The sequence below is a fragment of the Flavobacterium gyeonganense genome (genome assembly GCF_029625295.1).
Classification (GTDB): Bacteria; Bacteroidota; Bacteroidia; order Flavobacteriales; family Flavobacteriaceae; genus Flavobacterium; species Flavobacterium gyeonganense.
Window position 1 is genome coordinate 807,729 of the sequence record NZ_CP121112.1, and the last position, 21,322, is coordinate 829,050.

18 protein-coding genes and 1 pseudogene are annotated in these 21,322 nt (G+C 34.2%); 8 read left to right on the plus strand and 11 right to left on the minus strand.

Features of this window, described 5'->3' with window-relative positions:
- Positions 1–97 precede the first annotated feature (97 nt).
- The 3 genes from P5P89_RS03325 to P5P89_RS03335 form a co-directional block, all read right to left on the minus strand.
- Positions 98–1,006, minus strand: a complete 909-nt coding sequence (locus tag P5P89_RS03325) for a L,D-transpeptidase family protein (protein ID WP_278010734.1) — start codon at positions 1,004–1,006, stop codon at positions 98–100.
- A complete protein-coding gene (locus P5P89_RS03330; protein WP_278010735.1) occupies positions 1,003–1,674 on the minus strand; it encodes a L,D-transpeptidase scaffold domain-containing protein in 672 nt (223 codons plus the stop codon). Before P5P89_RS03330 ends, P5P89_RS03325 begins: the two co-directional genes overlap by 4 nt.
- A 131-nt stretch (positions 1,675–1,805) precedes the next feature.
- Complete coding sequence (locus P5P89_RS03335) at positions 1,806–2,219, minus strand: DUF1573 domain-containing protein (RefSeq protein ID WP_278010736.1); 414 nt, start codon at positions 2,217–2,219, stop codon at positions 1,806–1,808.
- A gap of 166 nt (positions 2,220–2,385) precedes the next feature.
- Here P5P89_RS03335 and P5P89_RS03340 point away from each other — a divergent pair, with 166 nt between their 5' ends.
- Both P5P89_RS03340 and P5P89_RS03345 read left to right on the plus strand, forming a co-directional pair.
- Complete coding sequence (locus P5P89_RS03340) at positions 2,386–3,657, plus strand: sensor histidine kinase (RefSeq protein ID WP_278010737.1); 1,272 nt, start codon at positions 2,386–2,388, stop codon at positions 3,655–3,657.
- Complete coding sequence (locus P5P89_RS03345; RefSeq protein ID WP_278010738.1) at positions 3,644–4,330, plus strand: response regulator transcription factor; 687 nt, start codon at positions 3,644–3,646, stop codon at positions 4,328–4,330. The genes P5P89_RS03340 and P5P89_RS03345 overlap by 14 nt, the downstream gene beginning before the upstream one ends.
- 127 nt (positions 4,331–4,457) lie before the next feature.
- On the opposite strand, the gene P5P89_RS03350 is transcribed toward P5P89_RS03345, so the two are convergent.
- The gene (locus tag P5P89_RS03350; RefSeq protein ID WP_278010739.1) at positions 4,458–4,769 is read right to left on the minus strand and encodes a GIY-YIG nuclease family protein; all 312 of its coding nucleotides are present in this window, start codon (positions 4,767–4,769) and stop codon (positions 4,458–4,460) included.
- A gap of 98 nt (positions 4,770–4,867) precedes the next feature.
- On the opposite strand from P5P89_RS03350, the gene P5P89_RS03355 reads away from it, so the two are divergent.
- Positions 4,868–5,632, plus strand: coding sequence for an MBL fold metallo-hydrolase (locus P5P89_RS03355; protein WP_278010740.1), 765 nt, complete (start codon positions 4,868–4,870; stop codon positions 5,630–5,632).
- Here P5P89_RS03355 and P5P89_RS03360 read toward each other — a convergent pair.
- Positions 5,633–7,836: pseudogene (locus tag P5P89_RS03360) on the minus strand (B12-binding domain-containing radical SAM protein). It abuts the gene before it with no gap.
- A 122-nt stretch (positions 7,837–7,958) separates the two neighbouring features.
- On the opposite strand from P5P89_RS03360, the gene P5P89_RS03365 reads away from it, so the two are divergent.
- Positions 7,959–12,029 (plus strand): DUF7948 domain-containing protein, encoded by a 4,071-nt coding sequence (locus P5P89_RS03365; RefSeq protein WP_278010741.1) that lies wholly within the window; start codon positions 7,959–7,961, stop codon positions 12,027–12,029.
- A gap of 44 nt (positions 12,030–12,073) precedes the next feature.
- On the opposite strand, the gene P5P89_RS03370 is transcribed toward P5P89_RS03365, so the two are convergent.
- From P5P89_RS03370 to P5P89_RS03385, 4 genes are all read right to left on the minus strand, one after another.
- Positions 12,074–12,598 carry a tetratricopeptide repeat protein gene (locus P5P89_RS03370; protein ID WP_278010742.1) on the minus strand — a complete coding sequence of 175 codons (525 nt, stop codon included), beginning with the start codon at positions 12,596–12,598 and terminating at the stop codon, positions 12,074–12,076.
- 32 nt (positions 12,599–12,630) lie between these two features.
- A complete protein-coding gene (gene prfH / locus P5P89_RS03375; protein WP_278010743.1) occupies positions 12,631–13,320 on the minus strand; it encodes a peptide chain release factor H in 690 nt (229 codons plus the stop codon).
- 2 nt (positions 13,321–13,322) lie between these two features.
- Entirely contained in the window at positions 13,323–14,714 is a 1,392-nt protein-coding gene (locus P5P89_RS03380) for an RtcB family protein (protein WP_278010744.1), read from the minus strand.
- A 589-nt stretch (positions 14,715–15,303) separates the two neighbouring features.
- Positions 15,304–16,413, minus strand: coding sequence for an MFS transporter (locus tag P5P89_RS03385; protein ID WP_340696540.1), 1,110 nt, complete (start codon positions 16,411–16,413; stop codon positions 15,304–15,306).
- Between P5P89_RS03385 and P5P89_RS21610 the strand changes: the two genes are divergently transcribed.
- The 4 genes from P5P89_RS21610 to P5P89_RS03400 all read left to right on the plus strand — a co-directional run bounded on the left by P5P89_RS21610 (position 16,351) and on the right by P5P89_RS03400 (position 20,418).
- Positions 16,351–16,488 (plus strand): hypothetical protein, encoded by a 138-nt coding sequence (locus tag P5P89_RS21610; RefSeq protein ID WP_340696514.1) that lies wholly within the window; start codon positions 16,351–16,353, stop codon positions 16,486–16,488. The genes P5P89_RS03385 and P5P89_RS21610 overlap by 63 nt on opposite strands.
- Positions 16,489–16,844: 356 nt before the next feature.
- Entirely contained in the window at positions 16,845–18,434 is a 1,590-nt protein-coding gene (gene bshC, locus P5P89_RS03390) for a bacillithiol biosynthesis cysteine-adding enzyme BshC (protein ID WP_278010745.1), read from the plus strand.
- 115 nt (positions 18,435–18,549) lie between these two features.
- A complete protein-coding gene (locus tag P5P89_RS03395; protein WP_278010746.1) occupies positions 18,550–19,821 on the plus strand; it encodes an acyltransferase family protein in 1,272 nt (423 codons plus the stop codon).
- 177 nt (positions 19,822–19,998) lie between these two features.
- Complete coding sequence (locus P5P89_RS03400; RefSeq protein WP_012026941.1) at positions 19,999–20,418, plus strand: nucleoside-diphosphate kinase; 420 nt, start codon at positions 19,999–20,001, stop codon at positions 20,416–20,418.
- Positions 20,419–20,523: 105 nt separating this feature from the next.
- Here the strand turns inward: P5P89_RS03400 and P5P89_RS03405 are convergent, their stop codons facing one another.
- Positions 20,524–20,820 (minus strand): DciA family protein, encoded by a 297-nt coding sequence (locus P5P89_RS03405; RefSeq protein ID WP_278010747.1) that lies wholly within the window; start codon positions 20,818–20,820, stop codon positions 20,524–20,526.
- Positions 20,801–21,241 carry a hypothetical protein gene (locus tag P5P89_RS03410; protein ID WP_278010748.1) on the minus strand — a complete coding sequence of 147 codons (441 nt, stop codon included), beginning with the start codon at positions 21,239–21,241 and terminating at the stop codon, positions 20,801–20,803. Before P5P89_RS03410 ends, P5P89_RS03405 begins: the two co-directional genes overlap by 20 nt.
- Between the last annotated feature and the right edge of the window lie 81 nt (positions 21,242–21,322).

Consider the following 21,322-nt stretch of genomic DNA (forward strand, 5'->3'; position numbering starts at 1 on the left):
TTTTTTCACGCAGATTTAAACAGATTTTTTATGGACATGCCAAAAAACTAATTAAATCTGCTGTAATCTGCGTGAAAAATTAACGTAGCTGCCTTATTTACTCTTCCGTCAATAACTTAATCAGGCTTTCGTCTTTTTGGTAAATATCCTTATAGAAATTCAGCTGACCTTCGCGATCTACCCAGGCGGTAAAATAACCAATATAAACCGGAACTTTTTTCTTCAGTGTATACCAGCTTTCTTTTCCGGCATGCATGGCTTTGTCTATTCTTTCCGGAGTCCATTTCGGGTCATCTTTCAATAATTCAATAGCCAGTTCACGTGGTTTTGCTACACGCACGCAGCCATGGCTAAAAGCCCTGCTTTCTCTTTCGAACAAACTTTTTGAAGGCGTATCATGAAGATAAATGTTACTGGAATTCGGAAATAAAAACTTCACAAGTCCAAGTGAGTTATTTTTCCCTGGAAGCTGTCGAACCGCCCCATTATTCCATTCTAAGTTTTTCTTTGCCAGATAGTTTTTGTCTTTCGCCATTCCAGGTTTTATTTCGCTTTTGATAATACTTGGCGGAACATTCCAATACGGACTAAAAACAATATTATTCATCATTCCGCTGAAAATAACTGTTTTGGTCATTGTCCTGCCTACCACAACTGGCGATATAAAAGCAATTTTACCATCTTCGACTATATACAATCTAAATTCGGGAATATTGACTTCGATGTATTTTTTGCCTTTTTCAAGTTCCGGATCAATCCATCGGCAGCGTTCCATATTGGCAATGATCGTTTTGATCCGGTCTGATACCGGGATATTAAAATCATTAATATGTTCTGATAAAATAGTATTCTTTGGCGCATAGCCATGCCTCAATTCATAATTTTTGACTGCTTTCATCAAAACCGTATCACAAACAGCACTTTTATTATCTTCCTTAATATCTCCGGTTACAAAAAGCCTTTCCCTGATTTGCGAAATTATTGCCGAAGAATCTCCTAATTTCAAACCTTCATAATCTTCTCCAGCTTCAATTGTTTTCCAGCCTCCCTTTTTTCGATATCCCTATATTGATGAAGTGCATCACGAAGCTTGTAATACTGGCTGAACATCTTGCTTTTCCTGTCATCGCTTATAGTCGATTTTTCAAAAAGAGAATCGGTTAAAACCTGATAATTAAGTTTCTTTCTAGGAAGCAGCCATTCTAGTGAAATAGATGTTTTCTCGTCAAAACCTCTGTATACTTTTTCTGCATAATAGAAATACAAATTGGTAATCATCAAATCTGTATTGACTTTTGAAAGTTTGTTTACCGAATTGTTCTCAAAAATTAAATTGATTTCTTTATACGGAAAATTGGCTTTTAAACCCTCATTTTCTAAACCTTTATATTTGTCATACAGCGTATTTCCAAACTCCACAACACCTTTGTTATCGAGCCATAATTGTGTAGATTGTTTTTTTGTGTATAAAGCAGCAACCTCATCCTGAAAATTTTTCAATTTAGGATACGCTTCATAAAATCCGGCGATTGCCAAACTGTCAATGGTAAGTTTTAATTCCGGAATGACGACCTCTGTTTTCTTTAGATTTTCTTCTTTTTTATCCCCTTTTGAATTGCAGGAAACAGCAATAGAAACAAGTATAATAACTGTAAAACTGCACCAAATTTTCATAATAATTTTTTGAATAAAATTAGAAAAGTTTCCGTAAAAACAAATTCATTTCAAAATAATATTTTGGCATAAAAAAACTCCCGACACATCACATGTCGGGAGTTTTCCACCTTTATATAATCAACTTTATTTTAGATAACTGTGCCTTTCAGAGTCAGGACTTTAGGAGTTGCTTCTCCACTTGTTGTAACTGTAACCGTTTTGGTAAAAGCTCCTTTATTTGCCGCATTGTAAGTTGCTGTAACTTTTGCAGATTTCCCGGGAAGGATTGGTTCTTTAGTATAATCTGTAGCAGTACATCCGCATGATCCCTGAACATTTGTAATTACAACAGCCGTCTTTCCGGTATTTTTAAATTCGAAAACAATTGCTTTTGGCGTTCCTTGTGGAATTTGTCCAACATCAATTGTTTCTGCTTTCCATACAATAGTAGAAACATCAAACTTACTTTCTACTTTTGAAGCGATCACTTTTATAGGTGTAATTGCCGAAAAGGACATTAATCCTAAAGCTAATACCAACATTGTAATTTTTAAAATTTTCATAGTATTTTTATTTAAATTGGTAAATGGTTTAATTTTATATTTCAAAAGTACCTTTCCAAAAATCAATTCGCTGTTAACCGGTTTCAAATATTTGTTAATGACCTGTTAACTGCTATTTTTAATTTAAAATTTGATTAATATTACACTTTCTAAAAAGGAGATTCCCTTGAAAATAAACAGACTCAACAGCATCATTATCCTCGGATTAATAGCCATTATCGGTATATTGATCGCTCAATTGCTGTGGACAAAAGAAGCTTTTACATTAGAACAAAAAAAGCTGAGCCAGAAAACACATATTGCCCTGCTGGAAGTTGCAAAAAAATTATACGAAGGCACTAATCACGAATTGCCGGCACAAAATCCGGTACAGAAAATTGCCAATGACTATTATATTGTAAACATTGATAATGATTTTGAACCTGATATTCTGGAGTTTTATCTGAAAACTGAATTTAAAAAAATGAATATCACGACAGATTTTGAATACGCCATGTACAACTGTCAAAGCGACGAAATGATATATGGAAATTACATTTCTTTATCGGATAAAGGAAGAGCTAAACAATCAGTATATTTTCCGAAACACAAAAATCTGGTCTATTATTTTGCTGTACGTTTTCCGCATGAAACGACTTATTTATTTAGTTCCATGCGTTTTTGGTTTGTATTGTCTATTGTTTTGATTTTTATTTTACTGATTTACGTCTATTCGATTTTGACTCTTCTGCAGCAAAAAAAATATTCAGAACTCCAGCGTGATTTCATCAATAATATGACCCATGAATTTAAAACACCTTTATCTTCTATTTTAATTGCTTCTAAATATTTAATCGGGCAGGAAAAAATTAAGGAAGACAAAAAGCTGTACACTTATACCGATATCATCATTAACCAGAGTAATAAACTAAACAGTCATATTGAACAGATTTTAAACATAGCCAAATCTGATTATACGCCACTCGAATTAAAGAAAGAATCCTTATTAATCATCCCTGTTATTGAGGAAGTAATCGAAAATATTCGTTTGAAATACCCGGAAATCTCCATTAAAATTAAAACAGATTCAAACCATTACGAACTCGAAACCGATAGATTTCATTTTACCAATCTGGTTTATAATTTACTCGATAATGCTGTAAAGTACTGCAATGAAAAGCCTGAAATTACGGTTGGAATTTTCACAGAAAATAAGTTCTTAAAACTGTCCTTTGAAGATAACGGAATCGGAATCGCTTCTAAAAATATTTCATTTATATTTGATAAATTTTACCGGATACAGAATGAAAAAAGTAATGAGGTTAACGGTTTTGGATTAGGTTTGTATTATGTAAAAAAGATTTGCGACCTTCAAAACTGGAAAATTTCCGCAATAAAAAACCATACAAAAGGTATCACCATAACTTTGTCAATCCCATATAAAAATGAGCAGCTTTAAAATCCTTTATACCGAAGATGATGAAACATTGGCCTTTTTAACCAAAGACAACCTTGAACAAAACGGCTATGATGTAACACATTGTTCTGATGGAAAATCAGGTTTAGAAAGTTTTAAAATGGAGGATTTCGATATTTGCATTTTTGATATCATGATGCCAAAAATGGATGGTTTCGAATTAGCATCAGAAATTAGGAAACTCAATACTGATATTCCAATTATTTTTCTCTCTGCTAAAACTTTAAAAGAAGACCGGATTAAAGGACTGCGTTTAGGCGCAGATGATTACCTCGTAAAACCTTTCAGCATTGAAGAATTAATATTAAAAATTGAAGTCTTTTTAAAACGTTCACAAAAAAACAACAAATCCGAAAAATCGATTTATGAAATAGGAAAATATCAGTTTGATACTAAGAACTTTATTCTTTTTAATAACGAAGAAAAGATTGGTCTTACACAACGCGAAGCTGAATTGTTGAAATTATTTCTCGATAATAAAAATTCTGTATTAAAAAGGGAGCAGATTTTAAACGCACTTTGGGGTACTGACGATTATTTTATGGGACGAAGCCTGGACGTTTTTATTTCGCGTCTTCGAAAAATTCTCGCAAATGAAAAAGGTATTTCTATTGAAAACCTGCATGGAATCGGATTCCGATTTGTAATTGAATAGTTGTTTTTTGTCATTCCGACGAAGGAGGAATCTCCACAATACTATTCCGCATAGTTAAGAACTTAAACAAATCTTTGGCGAGCTACTTACGAAGATTCCTCCTCCGTCGGAATGACAAACTAAATTTTTATTCAAACATGGAGTTTAAAAAATCTAAATCAGGATTAATTGTTTTAATTAATGCTATTTTTTTCTCTCTCCTCCATCCTTTTATTTCTTTTTCTCTCGCTATTGATTCTTGAATCCAATTAAACTTCTCGTAATAAAGCAAAAATCCAACATTGTATTTTGAAGCAAAAGTTTTATTATTTGTAGTTATATTTTCTGCATGCTCAATCAATCGCTTTTTTATATTATTTGTTACACCTGTATAAAAAACAGATTTGGCTTTATTTGTAATAATATATATGTAGTAAGTATGAACCCTTCTTGAAAACACATGATGTAAATAATAACAATTCAACTACAAATAAAGAATATTCTGTAAATATAATTTAAAAAATCATTTGTATTTTTAAGTTCTAATTTTGTCAGATTATGAAACTGCATCATTTGCGAAATGCCACTTTAGTCATTGAAACAGAAAAACATATCATCTTAATTGATCCTATGTTAGGAAAAAGGAAAACTATAGCTCCTTTTGCCCTTTTTCGTTATCCACCAAAGAGAAACCCGCTGACTGCGCTTCCAAAAAACAGCAGGGAAATTTTGAGTAAAGTCACACATTGTCTGATAACGCATTTGCATCCGGATCATCTTGATAAAGCCGGTGAAGTTTTTCTAAAGAGAAAATCAATACCTGTGATTTGCAGTACAAAAGACGAAAAAAAGATAACGCAACGTGGTTTAACTGTTATGCAAACTTTGGATTACTGGAAACCCCAAAATTTTCTGGACGGAAAAATAACAGGTATTCCGGCCGTTCACGGATATGGCTTCATAGCCAAACTGATGGGAAATGTGATGGGATTTTTTATAGAACTTCTTAACGAAAAAACCATTTACATCAGTTCTGATACTATTTTCACAAAAGATACAGAGAAAGTTCTGACCGAACTGAAACCTGACATTGCAACCGTTGCCTGCGGTACTGCAAGATTAGATTTTGGACAGCCACTATTAATGAGAATGAATGATATCCTTAAATTTACTGCACTGGCACCCTCGAAAGTTTTTGCCAATCATTTAGAATCTCTAAATCATTGCCCGACAACAAGGGAAGAACTTAAAAAAGCCTTGGCTGAAAATAATCTTTTATATAAAACCGCTGTTCCTAATGATGGGGAATGTGTGGAATATTAGCTACAAAACCAGCAATCCAAATTCCCGTAAGGTATTAACTGGTTTTGAATACCAAAATAATTCAAAATCTTCTAATGTGGTTTCGAAATCATTTTTGACTTCCTGAAAAGTATAATTTTTACTGTTTGAAACCGTTATTTTTTTCAGGATTTCGACCAGCCATTCTCCTTCTTCTTTGTTTGTCTGAATGGTAAAACTTTCTTTTTTATCGTGAAAAGTCAGCGACATCATTTCCCAGCTTCTTCCTTTTTTTGATTTTGTAAAACTTTCTGCCGAAGGTTTTCCGCCCAGCCAGACTACTTTTGCATTTGGCTTGGTATTGAAATCGTTTTGTTCTTCTAAAGCATTAAAAATAAAATCGGGATGGATTTTTGTTTTCGGAATTTTAAAATCGAACCAATCCTGTAATTCATAATCAAAACAAATTCCGTGCATGAAATTAAAAAGTGATTTCTTTAATCCAAAGCTGAATTTATCATGATTTATTCCTGTTGAATCGGTATAATCAATATCATTATTCGCAAAAGTTCCGATGGTCTCTGTTTTTTTGGTCACGCCAAATTGTTCCGGATACAATCCAACCGGACTATGTGCTGTTAATGCAAACTGATGCCAAAATCCGGATTGCAAAACTCCGGCTTCAAACAATTGACGCACCATTTCGAGACTGTCAACGGTTTCCTGAATCGTTTGTGTTGGATACCCGTACATTAAATAGGCATGCACCATGATTCCTGCTTCGGTAAAATTTCGTGTTACTTTGGCAACCTGCTCTACTGTTACGCCTTTATCGATCAATTTTAACAATCGGTCTGAAGCTACTTCCAATCCTCCTGAAACGGCTATACAGCCCGAAGCTTTTAGCAATAAGCACAAATCTTTTGAAAAGCTTTTTTCGAATCGAATATTTGTCCACCAGGTTACAGCTAATTTTCTTTTTAAAATTTCAAGCGCCAAAGCACGCATCAAGGCTGGCGGAGCCGCTTCATCTACAAAATGAAAGCCATTTTGTCCCGTTTTTTCAATTAATTCTTCTATTCGGTCACAAAGTAAATTGGCCGCAACAGGTTCGTAAACTTTTATATAATCTAAAGAAATATCGCAAAATGTACATTTTCCCCAATAACAGCCATGAGCCATAGTGAGTTTGTTCCAACGTCCGTCACTCCACATTCTGTGCATCGGATTTACAATTTCGATAACCGAAATATATTTATCCAAAGGCAGATCTGAGTAATCCGGAGTTCCTACAAATGCTTGTTTATAATCGTGTTTTAGAGAATTATTTTTATAGACAACTTCTCCTTTTTCCAGTAAAAAGTTCTTTTGTATGAATTGTAATCCGGGTTTTCTAAATTGAAAATTAATTCTTCAATTGGCACTTCGCCATCATCCAAAGTAATAAAATCGAAAAATTCAAAAACGCGTTTGTCCGAGAGTGAACGCAATTCAGTATTCGGGAAACCGCCTCCCATCGAAATTTTAATTTCGGAATGGTTTTGTTTCACCCATTGTGCACATCGGAATGCACTGTATAAATTCCCAGGAAAGGGAACAGAAATTAAAAACAATGTTGGTTTTACAGTTTCTATTCTTTCTTTCAAAAGTGAAATTAAAATCGAATCAATATAAGTCGGTTCTTTTTGTAAAGCTTCGTACAATGCATCAAAAGAATTCGCACTTCGACCCAAACGCTCTGCATATCGGCTAAAGCCAAAATTTTCATCGATACATTCGACAATAAAATCCGAAATATCTTCCAGATATAAAGTCGCCAAATGTTTTGCCTTGTCCTGAGTTCCCATGGTTCCGAAAGCCCAGTCGAGTTCTTCTAATTGTGCAAAACGGGAAGCTTCCGGAAGAAAATCTTCCTGACAAATCTGCAGCGCCAAAGTTGGATTTTTCCCCTGTAAAAACTGAATTACCGAATCGATTGTTTTAATGTATTCGTCCTGTAATGCAAAAATGCGTTTAGAATTATCTGAAACTTCTTGATTAGAAACTTCAAACCTGAAACTTGAAACCTGAAACAAATCAACCAATCCTTTTTTCGAAAACAATTCCAAAATCACGTCAATTCCCAAATCAGCCTGAACAGATTCTATATTTTTCGTATTCAGAAAACCTTTTATATACGCTGTTGCCGGATACGGTGTATTCAGCTGAGTAAAGGGCGGTGTGATTACAAAAAGTTTTGTTTTCAAAAGGAAATATTTTCTGCAAAAATACGGGATATTTATTTTGTTTTCAGGAAAAGATTCAACAGGTTGTTTTCGTTTAATTTTGTAGATATTTAATTACATTTGCGGCGATTCAAATTATCGGGATGAAACATACACTACTTTTATTTTTCTTTATAAGCACTTTCACATTATTTTCTCAAAATAAAAATCATTCTATTGGATTCAAGGAAAACAAAGGTCAGATTATGGATCAAAAAGGAAAACCGAATACTGCTGTAAAATATTTATTGAATTCTAATGGACTAAACGTGCAATTAAAGAAAAATGGATTTTCTTATGATATTTATGAAGTAAAAAAGATTCCTGTTTCTCCTTCAAAAACATCAAAAACACTTCCATATCAGATTCCGGAAAAAGATAAAGACAAAAAACCAGAATATAATCTGGAATATAAATTTCACAGAGTTGACATTGATTTTGTTAATTCAAATTCTAAAGTTGAGTTGATTACAGATCAACAATCTAAAGATTTTGACAACTACTATAATGTTCCAGACAAACCGGAGGGAATTGTTGGAGTCCATCAATACAAACAGATAACTTACAAAAATATCTATCCAAATATTGATGTTGTTTTTACAATTCCGGACGACCCTCAAAAAACGGTTGAATACAATTTTGTGATTCATCCAAAAGGAAAAATTTCAGATATTCAATTAAAATTTAATGGTGCCGAAACGGATTTAGTTAATAATAAAATCCAGATGAATGTTCATTTCGGAAAAATGGAAGAAACACTTCCTGCTAGCTGGGTTGAAGATGGTACTTCTAAAAAAGAAGTTGCTGTTGAATATCGGAAGATTAAAAAAGATGTTTATGGATTCACTTCTACAAATTTAGTTTCTGACAAAACTGTGATTATCGACCCTGTTCCAATAAGGCTTTGGGGAACTTATTATGGAGGAGAAGGAGAAGAGAATAATTTTAATGGAATCGTTAAAACAAACAATCAATTTGTTTACATCGGAGGATATACTACAAGTGTAACCAATATTTCAACTACTGGGAGTTATCAACCAAGTTTTATTTACGCTGACGATGCATTTATTACTAAATTTGATCCTAATGGTCAGAGAGTGTGGAGTACGTATTATGGAGGATCACACAGAGATATATTCAGAGCTATAGATTTTGATTTAAATGACAATATTTATGCAATAGGAATAACTGGCAGTACAAATAATATTGCTACTCCAGGCACACATCAAACAGCTTATAATGATTGGTATGACGCAATGTTAATTAAGTTCGATTCAAACGGACAAAGAATATGGGGTACCTATTATGGAGGAGAAGGTATAGAGGAAGTCACTAGTATTAAGATTGATTATAACCAAGATGTAATTATTGCAGGAGGATCACATAGCAAAAATAATATTACTACAGCAAATAGTTTTAAACCTGTTGTTCCTTCTGCCTTAAATGGTAATAATCAAGGAGAAGACGGCTTTTTAGCAAAATTTACCTCAAATGGACAAAGAATATGGGCGACATATTATGGTGGTAATGACGGACACGATTGGATTTCTTCAATTGATATTGATTCAAACAACAATATTTTTTGTTCCGGAACTACCAGTAGTTTCCAGGGAATTGCAACTTCTGGATCCTACAGAGAAACATTCAATTACGATACCATGTTATGGAATGATACTTTTATTGTAAAATTTAACACAAATGGAGAAAGATTATTTGGAACTTATTACGGTGGGTTAGATTATGATGTTAATTCTCAAATATTAATTGACAAAGAAGATAATTTTATAATTTCTGGTTATACCAGAAGCATTGATGGCATTGGAAAAACAAATTCTTTTCAGCCAAACAACAATGGCCAATATGATTCTTATTTAGCAAAATTTTCTAATAATGGAAATTTAATTTGGAGCACATTTTATGGAGGTGAAGGACTTGACGGTCACTGGGGGAAAAATTCAATTGCCATTGACGAAAACAACTCTATTTATTTTTATAGTAGTGGAACAAGTAATAATAATATTTCTACAGATGGTTCTTATCAGGAAAATCTAGAAGGATATTCCAATTTATATATAGCTAAATTTAAACCCAATGGAGAAAGAATCTGGGGAACCTACTATGGCGGACAAATTGGTGAGTACTCGGGAGATATTTCGTATGATAAAAACGGCATTTTTTATATTTCCGGATGGACTTACAGTAATGATGGTATTGCGACATCAAATGCTTTTCAAAAAGAATTAAATGGAACATTTGATACTTTTCTAGTAAAATTCAAAGACTGTGAATCAAGCACTTCACTAACAAGTAACTCTCCGATATGTACTGGTGATTCCTTAAATCTTAAAGCTTCGGGCGGAACCAATTATTCCTGGACAGGCCCAAATGGTTTCACATCAACGGATAAAAACCCAACGATACCAAATACAACAATAGCTAATAGCGGAGAATATAGCTGTTTAATTACAGGGACAGGCGGTTGTGATGATACTAAAAAAATTACTGTAGTTATTGGTGATGTCCAACCTCCAGTTCCTGACATTACAACCCTGCCTACAATAACAGGGGATTGTAATACTGCAATTAACACAATTCCCACAGCCACAGACGCCTGCGCAGGAATAATTACAGGAGTAACTACGAATCCATTATCATACGCACTTCCGGGAACCTATACTATTGTTTGGAATTACAATGATGGAAACGGAAATAATTCTTCTCAAAATCAAACTGTTACTATAACAAGTCAACCGCTTCCTCTTGCTAATACTTCACAGACCTTCTGTATACAAGAAAATGCCACTTTAGATGATATCGCAATTACGGGACAAAATATAAAATGGTATGATCACCAAACAGCAGGATCACTTTTGCTTAATACAACATTACTACAAAACAACATTGTCTATTATGCTTCTCAAACTATTAATGGATGTGAAAGCGCAAGGATTCCGGTTACAATAAATATTCAAAATACTCTTCCGCCTACAGGAAATATAAATCAGCCGTTTTGTACAGGGCAAAACCCAACCATTGCCAATATTCAAATTACAGGGACTCAAATAAAGTGGTATGATACCCTAAATAATGGTTCTTTATTAGCTGAAACAACAAACCTCCAAAATGGCAAAACCTATTATGCTTCACAAACTGTAAATAACTGTGAAAGCACAAGGATGGGAGTTACCGTTTCGATTGTAAATACACCTTCTGCTCCGACAGGGAATGCAAATCAATTCTTTTGTAAAAATGTAAATGCAACGCTAAGCAACATTCAAATATCTGGTCAGAACATAAAATGGTATGATACAAATTTTGCAGCTGCCGCTTTACCTAATACAACTTTACTAGAAAACAATAGAACGTATTACGCTTCGCAAACTGTAGGATGCGAAAGTGACAGAACAGCGATTTCGGTTAAAGTTTACGACACAGCATTACCAACCGGAAATCGCAATCAACAATTTTGTATTGATCAAAATGCAGCTATTGCCAATCTAAATATTACTGGAACAGCTTTGCAATGGTACGATTCGGCAACGAATGGAAATACTTTAATACAAACGACGTTACTCCAAAATGGTATATATTATGTTACCCAGACATTAAACAACTGCGAAAGTGAAAGATTGGCCGTTAATGTAAAAATTCAGGATACTCAAATTCCAATTGCGGATTCTCCACAGACATTCTGCATTCAAAAAAATGCAAAAATCAGCAATATTGAGATGTCAGGGCAAGACATTCAATGGTTTGAAAGCACTTCATCTACTGTTCCTTTATCTGAATCAACTTTATTAGAAAACGGAATTACTTATTACGCTTCTCAAACCATAAACAATTGCGAAGGTGACAGAACTCCTGTTTTAATAAATATTCTCGGAGCCACGACAGCTGACTGCATCAATTTTGTAGAAGAACTTCCTTATCCTAAATTCTTTACTCCAAATAATGATACCCATAATGATACCTGGACAATTGATTTTGCTTATTTAAAACCGAATACCGGAATCCGGATTTTTGACCGGTATGGCAAATTCCTTAAAGAATTAAAACCAAATGATGAATGGGACGGAACTTATATCGGGCAGGATATGCCAGCTTCTGATTACTGGTTTACCGTTACAAGATTTAATGGAACAGAATATAGAGGACATTTTAGTCTGAAACGATAAAAATTAAAACCAAGAAAGGATGCCATATGACATCCTTTCCTTTTTTACTTGTTTTTCTTTTTCTTTTTGGCTGACTTGTCTTTTTTCGAATCACCATTCAGTTTTTTGTTCAGCCTTTTTTCAGATTCTTCAATCGTATAGTCATAACAAGTATTGATTGTGGTAAGTTTTACTTTTTTAATCACTTTCAATGCTTTCTTAAATTCCTGCTGACGCTCAAAAAGTATTACTTTCTTCAAAAGAATCTCCGTTTTATTGATTCCTTTAACTGTCAATGCAAAATCAATCAGCTTCATTGCTTCTTCGTAATCTTCATTCAAAATTAAAGTATGAATGTAAAAAGGATATACTTCTAAAGCATGGATATCAATTGAAAGTGCTCTCTGAAAATACTCTTTGGCTTCTTCATATTTGGATAACTGATCTGAGAAAACCTGTCCGTATAAGCATAACGCCATAGTATTTTTATCGTCATAAGACAAAGCATAATCCAACGATTCGATGGTTCCTTCCAACCAATATGGATAATTGTCTAATGCCTGAAAAAGATATTTACCTACTGTTTTCATAATTTTTCTATTCGGAATGCAAAATTCTATTATTATTCTCGGTCGAAATAATCTTCCCGTTTTAATCTTTGCCGCTCCTGTTTGTAATTTTTAACTTGTTTTTGTTTCTTAAAATCTGAACCCTCAAAAATCCGAATCGGATTCCCACGCTGAATCTGCAATTGGTTCATCCACTGTGCCTGAAATTCGGCTTTGAATTGTTTAACAGTTTCATCCTTAAACTTCTGAAGCAATCTTTCGGTTGCCAGTTTTTTATTCTGGTGCTGAGATCGAGAATCCATAGCCACTACGGTAATTCCTGTTGGAACATGAGTCGCCCGTACTGCTGAACTTACTTTGTTTACATGTTGTCCTCCGGCACCGGAACTACGCATCGCCTGATACTGAATGTCTTTTTCCGAAATTTCGGTAGTTGACGTTTTATCAACTTCAAAAATTCCGATAAACCAGTTTTTACGTTTATGAAATTTTCTAAACTGACTCTGTCCAATCCACTGAATGGTTCCTTTCCATGAGTTTACAAATTCATTTAGATTATCACTTTCGAGTAAAATTGTTGCTGTTTCTACCGTTCCGTTTTCGATTCCTTTTTCCCGCTGAAGCAAAGTTGTTTTTATTTTATTGTCATTTGCTTCTTCCAGAAAAGTTTTCAGCACCTGAGCCACAACCCAGCTACATTCAGCCGGGCCGCGCCCTGATGTTATTTGAATTATTTTTTCCATAATTATCTGTCCATTCTAACGATTTTTGGTGTAAATGTGCCTAATACATCCACCAATTCCGTTTGGTTAGCCATTACTTTATTAATCTCTTTATAGGCCATGGGTGCTTCGTCAATATTACCTCCAATTAAAGTCACCTCATTTGCCTTCAGGACTTTTTTAATCTCGCTTTGGGTAAATGATTCCTTGCATTTTTTACGAGAAAACAATCGCCCCGCACCATGAGACGCAGAGTTTAAACTCTCTGCATTTCCTTTTCCCTGAACAATAAATCCGGGGGCAGTCATTGAACCTGGAATAATGCCCAGTTCACCAGTATTTGCTGGAGTTGCTCCTTTTCGATGTACAATAGCTTCTTTGCCATTTACGATTTCTTTCCATGCAAAATTGTGATGGTTTTCAATTGTCACAACAACACGTTTACCAATCGCTTTTGCAATTCGGCGGTGAATATCATCATGACAGGCTTTGGCATAATCTCCAGCTAAATTCATAGCCAGCCAGTATTCCTGACCATCATGAGTATTCAGATCGAGCCATGCTAAATGCTGAACATTTTTAGGCAGCGGATATTGTTTGGTTGCCAGATAGGTGTAATGTTTTGCGATATTAGCACCCAATCCCCGGGAACCGCTATGCGAAAGCACTGCAAAATATTCTCCAACTCCAATCTTCCATTCGTTGAGCGGATTAGTAATTTTTGCAATTCCGAATTCAACAAAGTGATTTCCTCCTCCAGATGTTCCCAATTGCTTATACGCTTTATTTAAAAGGTTTTTCAAAAGCGGAATATCCTGAAATTCGCTTCGACTAAACACTTCGTGATCTGCCCGAATGGTGTGGGTTTCATACATTCCAAACTTGGTATTGTCTTTTAAAATAGCTTCCATCTGATGTTCCTTTCCTTTAAAAAAAGAGGCCGGAATATCAAAAATTGACAAACTCATTCTACAGCCGATATCTACTCCAACTCCATACGGAATCACGGCATTATCTGTTGCCAGGACTCCACCAATTGGTAATCCGTAACCGGAATGCGCGTCCGGCATTAAAGCTCCGGCAACTGAAATTGGTAGTTTCAAGGCATCATACAATTGATATTTTGCCTGTTCATCAATTTCGTTTTCTCCGAAAATAGAAAAAGGCGCTCTCGTGTTGTTAAGCTGATGCATTCTGACTTGTACCGGATTTACCAATCCTTCGGCAACTTTTCCCCAGGTTCCGTGTCCGGTAAATTTTTCCGGAAACAGTAAAACTTCTTTGGCTTCGGTTAATATACTTTCTTTTTTTTCTCTTTTTCTGTATCGGTTGATTTGCCCCAAGGCAATGTTGATACTATTATTTTTTGGAAAGCCTATTTTAATCAGGTCTTTTCCGGATAATTTATTTCCCATTTGTTTTTTACTATTGAAATTCTTCCAAAATCAATATTGCCTGTTTCTTTTTTACAAAATGAAATACTTTATCTTAAAACATTTAAGGCATAAGAATACGCGCAAAACATGATGCAAAATCTGAGCAAATAGATTTTGATAAATATTTTATCTGAAACAGATAAATTCAGTTCTGGTATCCGGGAATTTTGAAGTGTCTAGAATAAAAAAGCCCGAAAGTTATTTTCCTTCGGGCTTGTTCATATCTCTAAATTGATTTACTATGATTGAGAAAAGCCACGAAGACACATGCCAACAGAATCTGATCCTGATGCGATGTTTTGAGAGGTAAGGTTTAATACAAACATTGTCTTCGTTGATTAATAGTTAATTACTTATTTTCTGATGCAAATTTTGTGAATTATTTTTTTAATAAACAAATTAAATCACAAAATTTTCTTAAAAATATTTTTAAAACATTAAAATACAAAGACTTAAAGGGTAAATAAAATTTCATAAAACATAAATTAATCAACCGTTTTAAGTTTTTTCCAAAAAAAAGAGGTAACGAATGACTCGTTACCTCCATATAAATTAGTTTTTAGTAATATTAAAACTGATGTACTTTTTTAGAAATCACTAAAAAGGAAACTAAAGAAATAATAGCTGCAATTGTCAGATAAAAACCAACATAATTCAAACCATACGTACTTGCCAGCCAAATTGCAATCATGGGTGCAAATGCTGCTCCTAGAATTCCAGCCAGATTAAACGTTAAAGATGCACCTGAATAACGGACAGTGGTAGGAAACAACTCTGACAAAAATGTTCCCAGAGGCCCATACGTAAAGCCCATCAAAGACATTCCGATACAAACAAAAGCGGTTACCAAAAACGGGCTTCCGGAATTAAGGAATAACGAAAAGAAAAATCCAAAAACAGCAATAGCAATTGTAGTGAAAATTAATATTTTTCGACGCCCAATTTTATCCGCAACCAAAGCTGAAATCGGAATAAAAAGAGCGAAAAACAATACCGAAAACAATTGAATCAACAAGGCATCTCTTTTTACATAACCTAAATCTGAAGTAATCCAACTTAGCGTAAATACAGTCATTAAATAAAACACCAAAAAGGTTGTTACAGCTCCTAACGTTCCAAAAATCAGTTGATTTTTATATGATTTTACCAAAGTTAAAAACGGAACTTTTACTTCTTCGTGTGCTTTTTTAGAATTTTCGAATGAAGGAGTTTCAGTAATTTTAGTCCTGATATAAAAACCAACTATAACCAAAAGTGAACTGGCAATAAAAGGAATTCTCCAGCCATAATTCATGAAATCTTCATTACTCATTGAATCCGTCAGCAACAAGAAAGTCCCTCCTGAAAGCAGTAATCCAATTGGCGCACCTAATTGCGGAAACATTCCGTACCAGGCACGTTTATGCGGCGGTGCATTTTCAATCGCTAATAAAACAGCTCCTCCCCACTCTCCTCCTAAACCAACACCTTGCCCAAATCTGCAAAGCATCAATAATAAAGGAGCGGCAACACCAATACTAGCATAACCAGGCAAAAATCCGATGGTGACTGTCGAAATTCCCATAGTCAATAAGGCTGCAACTAAAGTGAATTTACGTCCGATTTTATCTCCGTAATGTCCAAAAAAGCAGACCCCAACGGACGTGATAAAAATGCAATGGAAAAAGTAGCTAAGGATTCCAAAGTTGCCATGGTGGCATCTGAACCAGGGAAAAATAATTGTGGAAAAACCAATACGGCTGCATTGGCATAAATATAAAAATCAAAAAATTCAATTGTGGTACCAATAAGGCTTCCAAAGAGAACATGTTTTAAGGAGTTCTTTTGATTGGGATTATTTTTCATGTGAAAACTGATATAACTTTTTTTGATTACAAAAGTATAGTTTCATTGTGAATAATTCAGTTTTAGAAGAATTAGTTTTGCAACACCTATACTTTTTAACAAATTTTATAAATTTTCAATGTTACACAACTTTTTAAAAACTAAAAACCTGATTATAAAGTTTTTAAATACAAAAATAAAAATCAAATCATAAGCTATCGTTAAAACCATTTTTAACTGTATATTTTCATTAAATTTACAGCTGTCAAAAATAAAATCAAGATTATGCCAAGCGACTGTATCAGCTATCAAAACTCAGGATATTTCTCTAAATTGATGCAAGATTATTTAGATCAGAAATCAGAATTAAAACCGCTGTACAATCGCTTTCCAACACTTGAAAATTTTGAAAAACAAATTATAGAAAAGCAATCAAATTTTGATAATGCAAACCGAATTGCGCTAGTAAATACGCTGAAGAAGCAATATCAAAATATCGAAATTTCTGATGCGACTAAGCAAAATATTGAGCTTTTAGCACTGCAAAACACCTTTACGATTACAACCGGACATCAGCTAAATTTGTTTAGCGGCCCTTTGTATTTTTTATATAAAATCATTTCAACAATTAACCTGACCAAAGAATTAAAATCAAAATATCCAACTTATAATTTTGTTCCGGTCTATTGGATGGCAACAGAAGACCATGATTTTGAAGAGATTAATTATTTTAATTTTAAAGGAAAAAAATTCAGATGGAATAAGGAAAGTACCGGTCCTGTTGGAAGACTTTCAACTGAAGGTTTAGCCGAATTTTTGGAAATTTATGCTTTGGAATTAGGATCAAGCACAAATGCCAATGCGCTGAAAAAACTGTTTGAAGATGCTTATCTAAAACATGATAATCTTGCTGATGCAACACGTTTTTTAGCCAACAGTTTATTTGCTTCTCCGGGCTTGGTTATCATTGATGCAGATGATGCCGACCTAAAACGAGCTTTTATACCGTATGTAAAAGAAGAATTAGTGGAACAAACTTCCTTCAAAGCGGTACAGGAAACAATCGAAAAACTGACCGATTATAGTGTTCAGGTAAATCCGCGCGAAATTAATTTGTTTTATATTGAAGACAACTTGCGTGAGAGAATTATTTTTGAGAAGGACAAATATTACGTAAACAATACCAAAATTTCATTTTCTAAAGACGAGATCCTAAAATTATTAGAAAGCAATCCTCAAAAATTCAGTCCAAATGTAATTATGCGTCCGTTGTATCAGGAAATTATCTTACCTAATTTATGCTACATTGGCGGAGGCGGAGAAATTGCTTACTGGCTGGAATTGAAATCATTTTTTGATGCAGTAGACATAACTTTCCCAATACTTTTAGTGCGTAATTCGGTACTTTTGGCAACCGAAAAGCAGGTTAAAAAAGCAGATCAGCTGCATTTAAACTGGAAAGACCTATTTACAAAGCAAGAAGATTTATTAAACACTGTAACACATAAAATATCAGCTTTTTCGATTGATTTATCGGCTCAAAAAGAAATTCTGAAAAACCAGTTTCAATATCTTTACGAATTAGCGGATCAAACCGATAAATCTTTTTCAGGTGCGGTAAAAGCTCAGGAAATTAAACAGACAAAAGGTCTTGAAAATCTTGAAAAACGTTTACTTAAAGCACAAAAAAGAAAACTGCAGGATCAATTAGAGAGAGTTACTGATTTGCAGTGTGAATTGTTTCCAAATAACAGTTTACAGGAACGTCAGGCCAATTTTTCTGAATTTTATTTAGAAAAAGGCGAACAATTAATTCCATTATTAACTCAAAAATTAAAACCTTTAGAAACTAATTTTTCAATTATTACAATATAGATACCGATAAAATACTACAACAATCAGGAATAAAATAACCACTCTGTTCCGGATTATTGTTTCAAACCAAATAGCGATTTTTAAAATAATTAACTAATCAATTTACCCAAAACAAATGGTAAAAGAACGCTTAATTTCGCTAGATGTCTTTCGTGGACTCACTATTTTATTAATGACTATTGTCAACAATCCCGGAGACTGGGGCAATGTTTATCCTCCTCTGTTACATGCCGATTGGCACGGCTGTACGCCAACCGATTTGGTATTCCCTTTTTTTGTTTTTATTATGGGAGTTGCTGTTCCGCTTGCAATGCCTGACAAATTTTATGACAATACTACTTTCAGTAAAATCCTGATTCGTTCGTTGCGAATGTTGTGTCTGGGGATTTTCTTCAACTTCTTTGGTAAAATCCAATTATTTGGGCTCAATGGAATTCCACTTCTTATTGGTCGATTAGCCATAACAATTGCTGTTGGTTATGCTTTAATGGGAAGTTTTAGTTCTAAAGTCAAAAATATTTTAGCCTTTTCAATTCTGCTTATTTATTTGGTTTTGGCTTACAGCGGTATCGAAGCATATAATGATGTAAGGCTTCCTGGGGTTTTACAACGAATTGCCATTGTATATTTCGTAGTCTCACTTTTATATTTAAAAACGACTTTAAAAACACAAATTATAACCGGAGCAGTTTTATTATTAGGATACTGGACGATAATGACACTGATTCCCGTTCCCGGAATTGGAGAAGCAAATCTTGAAAAAGGAACCAATCTGTCATCATGGCTTGATAGTATTCTGCTAAAAGGTCATATGTACAGCGGTACTGTCACCTGGGATCCGGAAGGAATTTTAAGTACTATTCCATCAATTGTAAACGGAATTATCGGTTTGTTAATTGGACAGTCTTTACAAAGTGATAGTTCTAAAATTAAAAAAGCACTAAAAATGGGCAGGATTGGCGCTTTTCTTATCATTTTAGGATTACTTTGGGATTTGATTTTTCCAATCAACAAATCGCTTTGGACAAGCAGTTATGTTTTATTTACAACAGGATTAGCAACCGTATTTTTTACCATATTATATTACCTGATTGATATTGCCAACTACAAAAAAGGATTTAAACCCTTCCTGATCTGGGGTGTAAATCCAATGATTGTATTTTTTAGTTCTCAAATTATACCGCAGGCTTTGGTAATGATTCAATACCAAAATCCCAAAAACCCCGAACAGCGGATTAATCTTTTAGACTTTTTATATCGCTTCTGGATTGCGCCGTTCTTTAGTAACCCGATGACAGCCTCATTAGCTGGTGCATTAGTTTATGTTTGCATCTGGACATTTATTTTGTGGATATTCTACAGAAATAAATTAATATTTAAAGTTTAAAAACATTTCGACCTATTTATAGAGACGCACTGTTGTGCGTCTCTTTTTTTGTATCATGATTCATAATTTTTATTTTTATTATTCAAAACACCATTCAAACCTGTTTTAATTATGAATATATTAAAATCAATTCGCAAAAAAGTTCTATTTTTGCACCAAATTTAAAAAACACAAAAAATGGCTACAAATAGAACTTTTACCATGATTAAACCTGATGCAGTTGCAAACGGACACATCGGAAATATCCTGGCAATGATTACAAACGGAGGTTTCAAAATCGTTTCATTAAAATTAACGCAATTAACTGTAGCTGATGCAAAAGCTTTTTATGCAGTTCACGCAGAAAGACCTTTTTACGGAGAATTGGTAGAATTTATGTCTCGCGGACCAATTGTTGCTGCTATTTTAGAAAAAGACAACGCTGTAGAAGATTTCAGAACTTTAATCGGAGCTACAAACCCTGCTGAAGCTGCAGAAGGAACTATTCGTAAAGCATATGCAACGTCTATCGGAGAAAATGCAGTACACGGATCTGACAGTGATGAAAATGCAGCTATCGAAAGTGCATTCCACTTTGCAGGAAGAGAACAATTTTAGTATTCAGTGTTCAGCTTTAAGTTGGCACTACTTACTGATAAAAAAATCCCGATTCCATTTTAGAATCGGGATTTTTTTATGGATACTGAAACTGAACACTGATTACTATCTCAAAATCACATCCTTCACAACCTCACGCCCCAGTTCTTCATTTATCATTTTAACGATTTTGGATTTTCCGTGACTTAATTCTTCACGTAAAACAGCTGATGCAAGTTCTACATAAAGTGTAGTACCTTTAAGAATAACATTTCTTGTATACGTTTTTACACCATTCCCCATCAAATTTGCCCACGCCTCTTTTACATCAATCTGATCCATTCCGGGCTGCAATTTATTTACCTGAATAATCTGCTGCAAAACAGCTCCAATCGTACTTTCGTTATTTAGTCTTTTCGCCATCTTTTAATAAATTTACTGGTCCTGATTTTTTATAATGATATTCTTTATTCTGATTATTTTTTACCACAAAACTCTCATCTGAAATTGAAATCAGCTCTTCGCTCCACTTTGCATAATCCGTTTTATAATCCAGAAACACTCCTTTATCTGTAAAACTAACAGATACATTTTCAAAAGTATTTGTTGTCAAGAAAGTTCCGTCAAGCTGCACCATCACTTTTGTCCGCCTCCCTTTAGTCCCTTTAATCTGAAAATAATCAAAGTTCTCATTCATTCCGTATAACTTCTCCTCACCTTTATCAAAAACCACCTTTTCAATTTCCCAATAGCCATTCAGTTTTGCAATATCTGCCGGTTTAATTTCCTGTTTGCAGCCCACAAACAAAAGCGACACAACCAAAATCATAAAAGTGTTTTTCATACTATATATTTTAATAAGAAGCTGTTTCCTGCTGTCCGCTATATCTTTTTCCTGCTGGCAGCAGCTGGAAAAAGGATGCCG

Excerpts from the sequence above, each read along its gene's own strand:
- P5P89_RS21610 (WP_340696514.1), top strand. The coding sequence starts at position 16,351 with ATGTCCAAAAAAGCAGACCCCAACGGACGTGATAAAAATGCAATGGAA.
- P5P89_RS03355 (WP_278010740.1), top strand. The coding sequence starts at position 4,868 with ATGAAACTGCATCATTTGCGAAATGCCACTTTAGTCATTGAAACAGAA.
- P5P89_RS03395 (WP_278010746.1), top strand. The coding sequence starts at position 18,550 with ATGGTAAAAGAACGCTTAATTTCGCTAGATGTCTTTCGTGGACTCACT.
- P5P89_RS03410 (WP_278010748.1), bottom strand. The coding sequence starts at position 21,241 with ATGAAAAACACTTTTATGATTTTGGTTGTGTCGCTTTTGTTTGTGGGC.
- P5P89_RS03380 (WP_278010744.1), bottom strand. The coding sequence starts at position 14,714 with ATGGGAAATAAATTATCCGGAAAAGACCTGATTAAAATAGGCTTTCCA.
- P5P89_RS03405 (WP_278010747.1), bottom strand. The coding sequence starts at position 20,820 with ATGGCGAAAAGACTAAATAACGAAAGTACGATTGGAGCTGTTTTGCAG.
- P5P89_RS03370 (WP_278010742.1), bottom strand. The coding sequence starts at position 12,598 with ATGAAAACAGTAGGTAAATATCTTTTTCAGGCATTAGACAATTATCCA.
- prfH (WP_278010743.1), bottom strand. The coding sequence starts at position 13,320 with ATGGAAAAAATAATTCAAATAACATCAGGGCGCGGCCCGGCTGAATGT.
- P5P89_RS03330 (WP_278010735.1), bottom strand. The coding sequence starts at position 1,674 with ATGAAAATTTGGTGCAGTTTTACAGTTATTATACTTGTTTCTATTGCT.
- P5P89_RS03365 (WP_278010741.1), top strand. The coding sequence starts at position 7,959 with ATGAAACATACACTACTTTTATTTTTCTTTATAAGCACTTTCACATTA.
- bshC (WP_278010745.1), top strand. The coding sequence starts at position 16,845 with ATGCCAAGCGACTGTATCAGCTATCAAAACTCAGGATATTTCTCTAAA.
- P5P89_RS03345 (WP_278010738.1), top strand. The coding sequence starts at position 3,644 with ATGAGCAGCTTTAAAATCCTTTATACCGAAGATGATGAAACATTGGCC.
- P5P89_RS03400 (WP_012026941.1), top strand. The coding sequence starts at position 19,999 with ATGGCTACAAATAGAACTTTTACCATGATTAAACCTGATGCAGTTGCA.
- P5P89_RS03335 (WP_278010736.1), bottom strand. The coding sequence starts at position 2,219 with ATGAAAATTTTAAAAATTACAATGTTGGTATTAGCTTTAGGATTAATG.